Raw genomic sequence first — 13,822 nt, forward strand, 5'->3', positions numbered from 1 at the left:
ACCCCGGGGGCGACGAACGCGTTCGGCGTATGAGTGCGGCCCGAAATTTGTGACCGGCACGCGGCGATAGCATGATGGCCGGCGAAACGCCCGCGGGCGAGCCATGTGTACGGGAGTCGATGTGAGGAAGTGGATACGAATCGGATGGCTGATCGGGATCGTCGTGACGTTGGCCCTGAGCGTCACGGCGTCGGCGCAGTCGCTGACATCGATGGTCGGCGGCGCTTCGCAGAGCGAGTCGAGCACCAGCGAAGCGCCCTCGGCGCAGGAGCTCAATGCGTCGCTGGAGCAGATCATCCAGACGCTCGACAACCGGGAAGAGCGCCAGGCGCTGCTGACGAGCCTGGAGCAGCTGCGAGACGCCACCGCCGCCGAGGCCGACGAGAGCCCGGTGGGCGACGGCCTGCTCGGGGCGCTTGCCAATTCCTTCAGCGTCTTCGAGGAGGACGGCCCCGACAACCCCATCAATTACTGGGGCGCGCGGCTCGATCAGGCCGGCGAGGACGTTTCGGCGCTGGTCGGTAGCGGCGCCGATGTACCGCGACTGCTGCTCGATCTGCTATGGGTCACCGCGCTCTGGATCGGGGTAACGCTGACGCTCGCCGCGCTCTGGCGCTGGGCCATTCAGCGGCTGGGCTACTCGCTGCAGATGCCCACCGAGCCGACGACCTGGATGCTGGTGCGCCACATCGTGCGGCGCGTCGTACCGCTGGCCGTGGGCTTCGTCGTCGCGCTGATCACGGTGCATCAGATCACGACCTCGAGCATCGGCGTGACGCTGGCCATGATCGCCGCCTACGTCACGCTGTGCGGCTCGCTGTTCGCCGCCGTGTGCGAGATCGTCTTCTCGCTGTTCGCCAGCGGTCATCGTCAGGTGGCGCTGCGAATCCTGCGCCGACGCGGCGCGCGCTGGCTCTTCGCCCTCGGCTGCCTGGTGGCGCTGGGTGACGCTTCCAATGCCGCCGGCGTCGTGGAGCCGCTGGGCGAGGGGGTGACGTCGCTGATCTCGCTGCTCGCCAACGTCTGCGCCGCCGTTCTGCTGGCCGCTTTCGTCATGGGCTTTCGGCGCCCCATTCGGCATCTGATCCGCAATCGCCCCTATCATCAGCGCCAGGAGCGGCGCGCCACGTCCGAGCTGGTGCGCGTCTTCAGTCGGGTCTGGCACATTCCCATCCTGCTGATGGTGGTGGTCTCGCTAGGCGCCATGCTGATGTCGGCGGAGGACTCGCGCAGCGCCTTCTTTCGCGCGGTGATCACGGCCGGACTGATGATCGCCACACTCGTTGCCTCGGGGCTGATTCAGCGCCGCAGCGAGAGCGCTCGCGAGAAGCAGTCCTCGGAATACTGGACGCGGATCCTGCGTCTGGTCTTCACGCTGGCGCACCTGCTCGCCTGGCTGGTGTTCGCGGAGATCGCACTGCGCGTGTGGGGGTCATCGCTTTGGGTGGTCGGCGGCGCCGAGGGGCTGAGCCAGCAGATCGTCAAGTCCGCCCTCGGCCTGGGCGTCACCTTCCTGGTCGCCTGGCTCGTCTGGATTCTGGCCGATACCGCCATCCAGCACGCGCTGCTGAAAAGCAGCCGTCGTCACGGTCGGCGGGTCAACGCCAGCGCGCGGGCGCAGACGATCACGCCACTGCTGCGCAACACCATCTTTTTCACCATCGCGATCATCGCGGTGATCATCGCGCTGGCCAATCTCGGCGTGAACGTCACGCCACTGTTGGCGGGGGCGGGCGTCATCGGTCTGGCCGTGGGCTTCGGCGCCCAGACCCTGGTCCAGGATCTGATCACGGGGCTGTTCATCCTCATCGAGGATTCGCTGGCCATCGATGACTTCGTCAATCTGGGCGCACACATGGGCACGGTCGAAGCGCTCAGCATCCGCACCGTCAAGCTGCGCGATCTCGATGGCATCGTGCACATCATTCCGTTCAGCCAGATTCAGGGCATCCAGAACTACTCGCGGGAGTTCGGCGTGGCGCTGATGCGTATTCGCATCGCGCATCATCTCAAGATCGACGAGGCGATCGAGACCGTACGCCAGATCGCCGACGACCTGCGCAGCGATCCGATGATGCGTCACCACATCTGGTCACCGCTGGAGATTCAGGGCGTGGAGAGCTTCGATGCCGGCGCCGCCATCCTGCGTATTCGCATGCGCACCGCGCCGGTGATGCAGTGGGACGTGGCGCGCGCCTTCAATCTGAGGTTGAAGCAGCACTTCGACGCGCAGGGGATCGATCTGGCGATGCCGCGCATGAGCGTGGTAATGGAGCAGAATCCGGCCGCGACTGCCGACGTCGACGGCACCCGCGAGCCGGTCACGGCGCCCCGGGCGCCGGATTCCGAGTAGCACGATTCGACGTCGCAGCGGCCGGGAAGACGCTCGCGGCGTCGGCGCCGAACCGGGCGTCGGCGACGCCACAGCGGGCAGAGGTCGGCCAAGCCTTCTAGGCTGAAGACGTGTCATGCGACATCTTCATCGGCAGGAGGCCAGATGAGCACCACTCGACGGATCGGTAGGGCAGGACGGGACGAGAGCGTATCCACCGGCGACGTCATTCGTTGGCTGCAGAGGTGGATGTCGCTGATGGTGCTCGTTCTGCTGGCGGGCTGCACGCGTCCGGAGGGGCGTGATGCCTGGGTTCAGCGCCAGTCCGATGCCCGACTCGATGTGGCGCCGGTGTATGCCGAGACCTACCGCGGGCGGCTCGGCTGCGCGACGTGCGTCGAGCCAGCGACCGAGGCGGAGCTGACGCTCTATCGTCAGCGCCGAACCGGCGCGCCTTCCGGCTACCAGCTCGATCGCTATCCGGTCGGCGACAGCGAACAACCGGTGGCCGATGACGGCGTCGCCAGCGAGCACGGACAGTGGCTGATCACGCGAAGCGGCGAGCGCAGCACGGATCGTCCGATCTATCGTCTGACGCCGGATGACGCCTCCGGGCGGGTCCGTCAGTTTGAACAGCCGGATGCGCAGACGCTGATCCGCCTGGATGGCGGGCACGGCGAGCGCGCAACCCTCGAGCGCACGACGATGCCTCGCCACCGCGATCTGACGATCACGGAAGCCGACAGCGGCCTGTCGCAGACGATCGCCGTGGGACAGACGTTGACGGTGAGCCTGTCTTCCCCGGCCGGTGAAGGGTTCGGATGGCGGCTGATCGACCCGCCCGAGGGGGCGCTCGAACCGCTGGGTTCGCCGATGCGTGTCGCCGCCGGCCAGATGCGCCAGCAGGTCGAACCGAACAGTACTGCCGTCTGGCAGTTCAGGGCACGCTACCCCGGTGACGTGGCACTGCGCTTCGAGCTGGCAGCCAGCGACCCTACCGCGGTGCCCCCCGAAGCGGCGCCGGCAAGAGTGGTGCGTTACACCGTCCATATCACCGAATAGTGCTCGGCATGGCGCCGGGTATGGACTTTTTCCTACGACTCTCGAGGGGGTTGCATGAGAGTCCTAGTGCTCGGCAAACTCGGTTCTCCGCACACATCGCCCGTTACCTGCGGTGCGATGGCAAGTTGGCGACTCGGAGTGAGTCGATAAGCCAGTGAAAGGACTCAAGGCTTGGAGCGTTGCGGATTAGCCGCTGTTCAACGTGTCTAGTCTTCGAGGTGTGCAATGAGTCTTCTCATCGGTTGTCTGGTTGCCGGGTTCGTGACGCTCGGTTTTCTCGTCGCTTTGGGAATCTGTCGTAGCGCGCGTTCGTCACCCGCCGGTGACGAAATCGCCTGAAATGCCGTTCTCGCTCGCCAAGCGACCGGCGAGTTCTGGGAACATCGAACGCATCGACCCGCCACTCGGCGGGTCGATGCGTTTTCAGTCCGGGGCGATCGCCGCTGTCGCGGACGTTTTCACTTACCGGCTGTCGTTGCACCGGCGAGCGACGGGTAGCGTGACCCCGGCGAAGGCACGCCGCGAACGTATGCCCCGGTCATCCAGGCAAGCGGCGCCAGCTCCGGGCCGAACGCATTGAAACAACCCCAGCGCATGGCAATGAACGGCCGCAATATCGCCGGCAGGCGTCGATGCGCCCGCAGTCCCATGACGCGCCTGGCACGAGCCACCAGTCGGTCGACCCGTCGCTGCTCCTGGCGTGACAGCGCCCGGTAGGTGCGGGTATCGGTGGCCGAGGGATATTGTCGTTTGGCGGGATCGCAGCTCTCCAGCAGCTGGCGGGCGACGAGCTTGACGGGCATAACTGTCTCTCCTTCGCGCTCCGGGCGAATGGCATTGTCGTTGTCGTTGCAGTCATGATCGTGTTGTCGAGCGCTATCTGTGTAGCGTTCGTTTCATGCTGAAACGTCGCGAAACGCGATGCAACCGATGCGACACTCGACGGCAAGATCGTTTCGATGAGCGCCGCTACCCAGGGTCGGTGGCGCTAGCGCCGGCCAGGGCCCAGTCGCGAAAGGCGCGCAGCGCGTGCGCCGGCGAGCGCCACGTCAGATCGAGATCGCGTTACCAGCGCTGCCAGGTGAGCCAGTCGTGATAGTGATCCTCCACCACCATCAGCGTGTGGCTCGTCAGCAGCGCCGCGGGGTCGGCCACTGCGCCGTGACGCTGAAAGTAGATCGGGCTGCAGACCACGCCGACCGTTTCGTGATCGAAGATGGCATCGGCGTGTAGGCCGGGCGGGTCGACCTCGTTGGGGAGGTGATAGTAGATCCCCAGATCGAATTCGCCGAGATCCAGGCGGTAAGGGTCCTGGACGGTGAGAATTCGAATCTCGATGTCGGGATGGGCGCGCTGAAAGTCGGGCAGCTGGCGCTCGCCGCCGCGACGACGCCATCCCCGCGACCAGCGCATAGAGCGAGACCGCGTCGATCAGCCCGGCGAAGCGCTTTACGCGCGGCCCGAAGATCGGCTCGAGCATGCTCGAGATCGAGAAGCGCAGGCGCAGGTTGTAGAAGGCGAGCGCAAAGATCAGCGCCGGTACGGCGTAGATGGCGTAGGGCGTGAAGGTCCAGTGGAGGAACATCGTCGACATGGCGAACAGCGCGGCCTCGCCGGAGCCCGGCTCCAGGTCCAGCGACGCCGGCGGCGACATCAGGTGATAGAGCGGCTCGGCGGTGGTCCAGAACAGGACCCCCACGGCGAGAGTGGTGCAGAGCGTGATCGAGAACCAGCGCAGCTTGGAGAGCAGCGGCGTCGCCTCGGCGCCGCCAATGCGAATCCGCCCGAGCGGCGAGACATAGACCACCACCGCCATGATCAGTAGATAGAGACTGCCGAGGCTGAAAAGCCAGGAGAAATTGTCCAGAATCGCGCCGTTGAGGGCGGAGGCGACGGCGAGAAAGCCATCGAGGTCGACATAGCTCGCCACCACGGCGGCCAGAAGGATCAGAAAGGTCGGCCAGAACACGAGTGGCCTCAGTGACGTCCGCATACCCATCTCCCGTTATCGTTGTTCGCCGGTGCGATGCACCGTCTTCATGGCGTTATACCCTAACGGTAGAGCGGGGCAGGGTGGCAAACGCCTTGCGAGCATGGACCCATGCGTCCCGCGCATGGGCCGACGAACGATGCGCACCGCCTTCGGCGGGGCGCTCTGACGAGAGAGACGATGGAACCCGAGGATCTCGAGAAACTGGTGACGCGGCGCATGCCGTTCGGTAAGTACGAGGGTTGGCTGATCGCCGATCTACCGGGGAACTATCTCAATTGGTTCGCCCGCGAGGGCTTTCCCCACGGCGAGATCGGCAGGCTCCTGGCACTGATGCAGGAGATCGACCACAACGGGCTGGCGGGCCTGCTGGAACCGCTACGCGGGCACCAGCGCTTGTCGTGAGATCGTCGCCTGGCGGGCTGGGTCGAGCGGAGCGCGCCGCGGCGAGCGCGACGCCGGGTCAGATCACGTCGATCGCGCAGCGGGTCACGGCGTTGTAGAGACAGCCGTGGTCGTTCCAGACGACCTGGTCCGGCTGCTCGGCGCCGGTCGCATCGACGGCGCGGACGTGGATCACGTGTTCGCCGGGTGCAAGGTCGAGCGCGATCGACCAGAGCGCCCAGGCGCCTTCGACGCCGGGGTCCTCCAGTGCCGCCGGTTGCCAGGGGCCGTCGTCGAGCCGACACGCCACCGCCGTGATCGGCCCTTCGCCGGAGAAGGCGCGACCGAAGAGTCGCCGCCGGCCTGCGTCGAACGTCGCGTTCTCCTCGCACTCGATCAGGCTCATCACCGGCATCGTGGTGATGGGAATGCCGTCGGCGTCGCCCACCGCGGGGTAGTCCGGCCCGGCGAGGGTATAGTCGCGAGTGTTCCAGTAGGTGTCGAGCCGGCCACGGGAGACCGTGATATGCCCCAGCCACTTGACGCTTGCCGCGCCCAGCCAGCCCGGCACCACCAGCCGGGCGGGAAAACCGTGATCGACGGGCAGCGGTTCCCCGTTCATGGCAAGCGCGATGATCGTATCCCCGGTCAGCGCCTTGTCGATGGGCAACGGGCGGGCGAACCGGCCCCCGTCGAGTCCTTCCGGCAGCACCCACGCCGCCTCGGCAGCGATACCCGCCAGCTCGAGCACATCGCGCAGGCGTACGCCGGTCCACTCCGCCACGCCGATGGCGCCGGTGTGCCACTGCGCGCCCTCCGCGGCGCGACCGAAGTCCCGCGCAAAGCCGGCCCGGGCGTTGCCCGCACACTCGATGGCGCGAACGACGCTGACCCGGGGTAGCTGTGTCAGCGCCGCGAGATCGAGTTCGAGCGAGCGCACGAGGGCGTCACCCTCAAGGGTCAGCCGCCAGGTGTCGGTGTCGAGCTCGGGAACGTCGAAGTGGCTGCGCACGTAGAATCGATCGATGGGCGTAAGAAACCCCGTCAGACCGGTGGGGCGCATCTCCACATTGGTGGCGCCGCCCTCGGCGGGATAGACGAAGCGCTCGCCCGGCGTCGGTTTGCAAAGTCGGGGGTGATGAGTCACGAAGGCCTCGCCGCGCGCAGTGAAAGTGTCTAGAGCGTAGTTCAGCGCGAAGTGGGCGAGAAGGCGAGCGTTGGTGCCGAGCGTTAGGTGTCAGTGGTAGATGTCGGACGATGAAGGCAAGACCCCGGTCGCAGGCGCGACCGGGGCATGGGCCCTAGCGCAGGCGAGCGACGAGGGCGCTTGCCGTCACTTCGCTCGACGCCGGATTCTGGCCGGTGATCAGCAGGCCGTCCTCGACGTGGAACGGAGCGAAATCTTCGTCGGTGCGGCGGTAGTTCGCGCCGAGCCGCTTCAGCTCGCTCTCCAGCAGGTGCGGAACCACCTCGGTCAGACCCACCGCTTCCTCTTCACTGTTGGTGAAGCCGGTCACCGTGCGCCCGGCGACCAACGGATCACCGCCAGCGGACTTGACCTGAAGCAGTACGGTGGGCGCGTGGCAGACCGATGCTACCGGTTTGTCGGCGGCGAGGAACGCCTCGATCAGCCGGATCGAATCGGCATTGCCGGTGAGATCCCATAGCGGGCCGTGGCCGCCCGGATAGAAGACGGCATCGAAGTCGTCCGCGGAGACATCCGCCAGCCTACGGGTCTCGGCGAGCTGCGCCTGAGCGTCGCTGTCCGCGTCGAAGCGGTGCGTCGCCTCGGTCTGCGCATCGGGCTGGGTGGAGTTGGGATCCACTGGCGGCTGACCACCCGCGGGTGAGGCCAGCGTGATCTCGGCCCCGGCGTCCTTGAAGACGTAGTAGGGGCTGGCGAACTCTTCGAGCCAGAAACCGGTCTGGTGGCCGGTATCGCCCATGGCGGCGTGCGAGGTCAGTACCATCAAGACTTTCATGACATCTCTCCCTGGGTCGGTTCGCGCGTCGGCAGCGGGCGTGAGCCCCGCTGGCGCTCGGCACGTCTCTCGCGCCAAGCCGTTGCCGCGTCAGTGGCAAGAAGATGCGGGCAGCCCGGCGCGACTTCAAGCCGGCTTCGCGCCATCGCTAGCGGTCGTCATACCGAGTCGGGGGCAAGCTCGTCTTAAACGTTAGAGCGGTCGGGTCTCGCCCGGCGCCGTGCGCTCGCCGTTGACGTAGAGCGGCCGAGCGTCACCGCTGGGCAGCTCGACGCGAAAGCCAGAGTAAGCCGGGCGGTAACGCCCTTCGTGACGCCAGTCGAGACGGATCGAATCAGCGTCGCAGGTCAGGGTTACATGGGTCACGAGCGTTCCCGCGCCTTCGCCCAGCACGCTCTCGCCGTCGTCGTCGAAGAGCGTGACGGTGCGACTCCCCTGCTCGACGAACGGATAGACTCTCAGCGCACGGGCATCGTCACGGGTCGAGTCGACGTAAGCGAGGCGATCGGCGGTGGCGACGATGCCCCCGGCGCGCACGAACAGCGGCAGATGTGAGAGCGGCGCGTCGACGACGATTTCTCGGCCGCCTTCCCGGCAGGCGCCGCCTTCAAAGGCGTACCAGCCACAGCCGTTGTCCGGCAGGTGCAGGCGTCGCTCGCGTGCACCCGGTTCCATCACCGTAGCCACGAGGAGCTCTTCGCCGAGCAGGAACTCGTCGTTCTCGGCGAAGGTAGCCGAGTCGTGCTCGTGATCGAGGAAAGTGGGGCGAATCATCGGCTCGAGCTCGACGTGGGCACGCCAGGCCAGCGTGTAGAGATAGGGCAGCAGCCGATAGCGCAGACGGATCGCCTCGCGAATGCCGTCGAGCACCTCCAGGTGCATCCAGGGTTCGTTGACGGTGCCGTCGTCGTTCCAGGAGTGGATGGTGAAGCGCGGATGCATCACGCCGTTCTGCACCCAGCGCAGGAAGAGCTCGGGATCGGGGCGCGGGCCGGAGAAGCCGCCGACGTCATGACCAACGTTGGAAATGCCGCTCAGCGCGAGTCCCAGTCCCATGCGCTGGTTGTAGCGAAGCGTGGGCCACTCGGTGCGATTGTCGCCTGACCAGGTCTGAGCGTAGCGCTGCAGCCCCGGGCCGCCGGAGCGGGTGATCAGGAACGGGCGACGTTCGGGCGCATGGGCAAGCTGAGCCTCCTGGGAGGCGCGTACCATCAACAGTGAGAGCACGGGCTTGGCCACCGACGCGGTGAGCGGCTCGCCGAAGCCATCGAGCCGCGCCTCGCGATCAACGATTTCGAACTCGTTGTTGTCATTCCAGGTGCTCTCGATCCCCAGTGACAGCAGCTTGTCGTCGACGTTGTGCTTCCACCAGTCGACCGTCTCCCTGCGCGTGAAGTCCAGGTGCGAGCCGGCGGCGTCCCAGAACGGGGAGACCTCGGCCTCGCCGGTGTCGGAGTCGGTGACGAAGAGACGATTCTTCGCCGCCTCGGCGTAGGCCGGGTGGTCGGTCAACAGGCAGGGTTTGATGTTGGCGATCAGGCGCATGCCCGCTTCGCGAAACGTGTTCACCATCGCCGCCGGATCCGGCACCTTGTCGCGGTTCCAGGTGAAGACGTAACGCTTGTCACCGATCGAGGAGTAGCCCGAGGAGAGCTGGAAGGAGTCGCAGGGGATGTCGTGCTCGCGGCAGAGCGTGACGAACTTGCCGAGCTGCTCTTGAGCGTCGGGGGCGTCGGTGTAGTGCATCGTCGAGCCGGAGTAGCCGAACGACCACTTGGGTCCGAAGGCGACGCCGCCGGTGAGGCGGGTGAACGACTTGACCACGTCGAGCACCCGTTCGCCGAGCAGAAACCAGAGATCGAGATCGCCATCCTCGGCACGAAACGCCCGGTAGGGGACGTGGTAGTTGTCGAGCTCGTTGCCGAGATCGACCCGCGAGGTGGCGAGATTGTCGTAGAAGAGACCGTAGGCGAAGCCGTCATCGCGCCGGGTAATCGTGAACGGCACGTGTTTGTAGAGTGGGTCGGTCGAGTCGGCGCGATAGCCCATGGCGTCGAGCGTGCGCATCTCGTAGCGCTTGCCCGAGCGTTCCAGGTCGCCGCTCTTCTCGCCGAGACCGTAGTAGCGCTCGCCATCGAAGCGCCGTAGATAGTGCTCCACGCCCTGGCCGCGCCGCGCGACGGCCACTCCGCCGGTGGGGCGATCCTCGGCGAGAGACGTCCACTCGTCGCTTTCGTCGGCACGCGCGTGCCAGGTCAGCTTGAAGGGATGGCCGATATGCAGCTTGAGGCGTGCGGTTTCTACGCTGACGCCGTCGTCGTGCTCGATGAACGTCCAGGTCGGTGGCGTGAAACCTTCACCGGACAGCCGATCGCGCCCCTCCCACGGCAGCGAGCCGTCGGGGTCGATCGACCAGGTGCGCGAGGGGCGGGCTCCCTGTTCACGGTGCACGAAAACGCGAAAGAGCGATTCGCCGAACACGAAGACGACGACCTGGCGGTCGCCCGCGTCGAGCACGATGCGATCGGAATCGACCGCATTCAGCGACCAGTCGGTGAGAAAACGCATTGGGACCTCGGTTATTGGGTGACTTAGCCGCCCAGCAGCAGGTTGGGAAGGAAGAGACTGATCTGGGGCAGGTAGGTGATGGCCATCAGCATCGCCAGGAGGGCGACGAACATCGGTATCAGCGGCACCACGACTCGGCCGATGGAGACGTTGGCAACGGAGCTACCCACGAAGAGAGCGCTTCCCACCGGCGGCGTACAGATGCCGATACAGAGATTGAACGCCATCAGCACCCCGAAGTGAACCGGGTCCATGCCGAACTTCGAAACGATGGGAAGAAAGATCGGCGTGAAGATCAGCAGCGCCGGTGTGATGTCCATGAACATGCCGATGGCGAGCAGAATCAGATTGATCAGCAGCAGGATGACCAGCGGGTTGTCGGAGAGTGAGAGCAGCGCATCCGAGATCTGCTGTGGAATGCTCTCCAGGGACATCGCCCATGACATCGCGCCGGAAACGGAGATCAGCGGCAGCACGATGGCAGTGGTCATCGCTGCCTCCAGCACGATTGCCGGTAGCGTCCTGAAGGTGATGGTGCGGTAGATCGCCATGGTCAGAATCAGGGTGTAGATCACCGCGATCGCCGAGGCCTCGGTGGCGGTGAAGATACCAGCGACGATGCCGCCGATGACGATCACCATCAGCAAGACCGAGGGCAGGGCGTGGAGCAGGGTGGGCAGAACTGGCGCCCGTTCGGTGGTGTCCGCCCGATAGCCCCGGCGTTTGGCGATCACCCCGGCCACCAGCATCAGACCTAGGCCCATCAGCAGCCCTGGCAGGTAGCCCGCCAGAAACAGCGCGGCGATCGAGGTGCCGCCGGAAACCAGCGAATAGACGATGAAGGTCGAGCTCGGCGGAATCAAAAGCCCCACCGGGCTCGAAGCGATGTTGACCGCGGCGGCGTAACCGGGGTCGTAGCCTTCGCGCTTCTGCAGCGGATTCATCACACTGCCCACTGCGGCGCACGAGGCAACGGCGGAGCCGGAGATCGCCCCGAACATCATGTTCGCTACCACGTTGCAGTGGGCGAGGCTGCCCGGTAGCCGCCCGACGATCAGCCGCGCCAGATCGATCAGCCGGATGGCAACACCGCCGCGGTTCATCAGAGCGCCGGCGAGAATGAAAAAGGCGATCGCCAGCAGGGTGAAGCTGTCGAGCCCGCTCAGCATCCGTTGAGAGACGATCAGCGCGGCGTCGTGGAGGGCGAAGCTGGTGGCGATCGACACCAGCGAGGCGATGCCGATGGCGAAGATGATCGGTAGGCCAAGGGCGAGTAGCAGGAAGAAGGTGCCGAACAGGATAGCGCTGTCGATCAGTGTCATGCGTCGTCTCCCGTCGGTTGCGAATCGCATGCGAGCGTGGCGATGTCGAGCAGGGCGAAGAAAGCGATGAACGCCCCGGCCAGCGGTAGCGCCAGATAGATCCAACCCATGCTGATCCCGAGCATCGGCGTCGTCTGACCGTTGGCGAAGGTCTGGCCGACCAGCTCGGCGCCGCCATAGAGCATGACGTGGCCGGCGAAGAGCAGGACGACCAGCTGCAGAACGACCTTGAGCCAGCGACGCGCCTCGCGCGGCAGATGTTCGGGGAGGAAGTCGATCGCCAGATGTCGGGACGCGCCCGAGGCATAGGCCGCGCCCAGCAGCCCGAGCCAGATCAGCAGAAAACGCGCCATCTCGTCGGTGACGATCGTTGGCGAATCGGTGAAGTAGCGGCTCGCGACCTGCAGGGTAACGACCGCGACGAGCAGGGCGAAGATCGTCAGAAGAAGCACCGCCAGCGTCCGGTTGGCAGTGTCCCGCGATCGTTCGATTAGGCTGCGGCTGTGCTCGTGCCCGGCCATCGCTACCTCACGTTGTCTGACATATGATCTTCGATTCGAAACCCAGATTCGCAGCCTAACCATCGGCTGGCAATATCGACCAAAGTCGGTTTGACGCCGTTTCGAGGAGCTGTTGATCTGCACCGTTTTCCGGACACGAGGGATGGGCTATGACGACGCGGCGAGAGTTATGCAGGTGGGGTGCCGGATCGCTCTTGCTGGCGGGATTCGGCGTTCGCGGCGCCTTGGCCGCCGAAACCCGCACCCTGCGCCTCAGCCACAATCTGACCACGGCGCATCCGGTCCATCGGGCGATGCAGCAGATGGCGGAGCGCGTCCTCGCACTCACCGATGGCACGCTCGCGATCGAGATCTATCCCAACTCCCAGCTCGGCAACCAGCGTGAATCTGTCGAGCTGGTGCAGGCGGGCATTCTCGACATGGCCAAGACCAACGCCAGCGAACTCGAGGCGTTCGATCCGATCTTCTCGCTGCTCAACGTGCCCTATCTCTTCGAGAGCGGCGACCACTACGACCGCGTGCTCGAGGGCGAGATCGGCCGTGACATTCTGGCCGCTTCGGCGGGACGGGGATTCCGTGGAGTGACCTACTTCGACTCTGGCGCGCGGAGTTTCTACGCCACCCGCCCCATCGAGTCGCCCGAGGATCTTCGGCATACCAAGATACGTGTGCAGCCGAGCCCGACCGCCATCGAGATGGTCGAACTCATGGGGGCGAGCCCGACACCGCTGGCGTTTGGCGATCTCTACACAGCGCTGCAGCAGGGCGTCGTCGACGGCGCGGAGAACAACCCCACGGCGCTGGTCACCGCCCGTCATGGTGAAGTGGCGAAGTATTTCACCCTCGACGAACACACGCGGATTCCCGACATGCTGGTGATTTCGGAACGGTGCTGGCAGGGGCTCTCCAAGACGCATCAGAGGGCGCTGAGGCGCGCCGCCGCCGAAGCCACTTCCCTTCAGAAAGCCGCCTGGCAGCGGGCCAGCGAGGACGCCGTCGCGACGGCGAAAGCAGAGATGGGTGTGGAGTTCATCGATGTCGACAAGCGCGCCTTCGCCGAACGTACTCGCCCGATTCGCGACCGTGTCGCCGCACAGTCGCCCCGCGCCCGACAGTGGCTCAAGGCGATCGAAGCGCAGGCCTGACGTCGCTCACGCCAGCAGTGCGTTACGAGGATGAGGTCGGCGTCAGCGTCTTGCGCATGACGCCGCGCTCGAGGGTGACGCCGCTGCGATGCGCGAAGCTGTCGGTAGTGATCAGCTCGTAATCGTGGGCGCGGTAGAAGTCGATGGCGTTGAGGGCGGCGGAAAGCGTCAGGCTGTCGATGCCGAGCGTCGCGGCGAGGTGCTTCGCGCGCTGCAGAAGTTGCGCCCCGTAGCCCTGTCTAAAGGCGCTTGGCGCCACGAACAGCGCTTCGAGCTCTCGTCCGGGGGCGTCGATGACCGCATAGCCGATCAGGCTTCCCGCCCGCTCGCCGATGAGGGCATGCCCTTGCGCCACGTATTGGCGAAACGCCGCGCTCGGCGGTGCGGCTAGCCAGGTCTCCAGCGCCTCGGCCGGGTAGTATCCCGCGCACTGCACGCGAGCGGCCTCGGCGCGCAGTGCCCAGAGTCGCTCGATGTCGTCCGCAGCGGCGGTGCGGAACGTCAGCGGCGCCATCG

The 13,822-nt window shown here is 65.8% G+C and carries 12 protein-coding genes and 1 pseudogene; 4 read left to right on the top strand and 9 right to left on the bottom strand.

Annotated features, from left to right (window positions below; genetic code table 11):
• Positions 1-121 precede the first annotated feature (121 nt).
• Together DOM33_RS11035 and DOM33_RS11040 are read left to right on the top strand one after the other, a co-directional pair.
• Positions 122-2,353, top strand: a complete 2,232-nt coding sequence (locus DOM33_RS11035) for a mechanosensitive ion channel domain-containing protein (protein ID WP_162617958.1) — start codon at positions 122-124, stop codon at positions 2,351-2,353.
• A 144-nt stretch (positions 2,354-2,497) separates the two neighbouring features.
• Complete coding sequence (locus DOM33_RS11040) at positions 2,498-3,394, top strand: protease inhibitor I42 family protein (protein ID WP_110668956.1); 897 nt, start codon at positions 2,498-2,500, stop codon at positions 3,392-3,394.
• A 458-nt stretch (positions 3,395-3,852) separates the two neighbouring features.
• Here DOM33_RS11040 and DOM33_RS11045 read toward each other — a convergent pair whose 3' ends face one another.
• The 3 genes and pseudogenes from DOM33_RS11045 to DOM33_RS11055 all read right to left on the bottom strand — a co-directional run.
• Positions 3,853-4,197 carry a hypothetical protein gene (locus DOM33_RS11045; RefSeq protein WP_110668958.1) on the bottom strand — a complete coding sequence of 115 codons (345 nt, stop codon included), beginning with the start codon at positions 4,195-4,197 and terminating at the stop codon, positions 3,853-3,855.
• A gap of 262 nt (positions 4,198-4,459) precedes the next feature.
• Complete coding sequence (locus DOM33_RS11050; protein ID WP_110668960.1) at positions 4,460-4,807, bottom strand: LysR substrate-binding domain-containing protein; 348 nt, start codon at positions 4,805-4,807, stop codon at positions 4,460-4,462.
• 31 nt (positions 4,808-4,838) lie between these two features.
• Positions 4,839-5,393: pseudogene (locus DOM33_RS11055) on the bottom strand (BCCT family transporter); the annotation flags it as partial.
• Positions 5,394-5,564: 171 nt separating this feature from the next.
• Here DOM33_RS11055 and DOM33_RS11060 point away from each other — a divergent pair.
• Positions 5,565-5,789 (top strand): DUF3820 family protein, encoded by a 225-nt coding sequence (locus tag DOM33_RS11060; protein WP_110668962.1) that lies wholly within the window; start codon positions 5,565-5,567, stop codon positions 5,787-5,789.
• 58 nt (positions 5,790-5,847) lie between these two features.
• On the opposite strand, the gene DOM33_RS11065 is transcribed toward DOM33_RS11060, so the two are convergent.
• The 5 genes from DOM33_RS11065 to DOM33_RS11085 all read right to left on the bottom strand — a co-directional run bounded on the left by DOM33_RS11065 (position 5,848) and on the right by DOM33_RS11085 (position 12,092).
• A complete protein-coding gene (locus tag DOM33_RS11065; protein WP_204352669.1) occupies positions 5,848-6,915 on the bottom strand; it encodes a sulfite oxidase in 1,068 nt (355 codons plus the stop codon).
• Positions 6,916-7,069: 154 nt separating this feature from the next.
• Positions 7,070-7,750, bottom strand: a complete 681-nt coding sequence (locus DOM33_RS11070) for a type 1 glutamine amidotransferase domain-containing protein (protein WP_110668964.1) — start codon at positions 7,748-7,750, stop codon at positions 7,070-7,072.
• A gap of 192 nt (positions 7,751-7,942) precedes the next feature.
• Positions 7,943-10,318: a glycoside hydrolase family 31 protein gene (locus tag DOM33_RS11075; RefSeq protein WP_110668966.1), complete on the bottom strand. Its 2,376-nt coding sequence runs from the start codon at positions 10,316-10,318 to the stop codon at positions 7,943-7,945.
• 23 nt (positions 10,319-10,341) lie between these two features.
• Positions 10,342-11,640, bottom strand: coding sequence for a TRAP transporter large permease (locus DOM33_RS11080; RefSeq protein ID WP_110668968.1), 1,299 nt, complete (start codon positions 11,638-11,640; stop codon positions 10,342-10,344).
• A complete protein-coding gene (locus DOM33_RS11085) occupies positions 11,637-12,092 on the bottom strand; it encodes a TRAP transporter small permease (protein WP_204352670.1) in 456 nt (151 codons plus the stop codon). Before DOM33_RS11085 ends, DOM33_RS11080 begins: the two co-directional genes overlap by 4 nt.
• Before the next feature lie 263 nt (positions 12,093-12,355).
• Between DOM33_RS11085 and DOM33_RS11090 the strand changes: the two genes are divergently transcribed.
• Complete coding sequence (locus DOM33_RS11090) at positions 12,356-13,306, top strand: TRAP transporter substrate-binding protein (RefSeq protein WP_239495343.1); 951 nt, start codon at positions 12,356-12,358, stop codon at positions 13,304-13,306.
• A gap of 22 nt (positions 13,307-13,328) precedes the next feature.
• Here DOM33_RS11090 and DOM33_RS11095 read toward each other — a convergent pair whose 3' ends face one another.
• A complete protein-coding gene (locus DOM33_RS11095; RefSeq protein ID WP_110668974.1) occupies positions 13,329-13,820 on the bottom strand; it encodes a GNAT family N-acetyltransferase in 492 nt (163 codons plus the stop codon).
• Positions 13,821-13,822: the final 2 nt, after the last annotated feature.

It is taken from the genome of Salinicola halophilus (assembly GCF_003206155.1).
Taxonomy (GTDB): Bacteria; Pseudomonadota; Gammaproteobacteria; order Pseudomonadales; family Halomonadaceae; genus Salinicola; species Salinicola halophilus.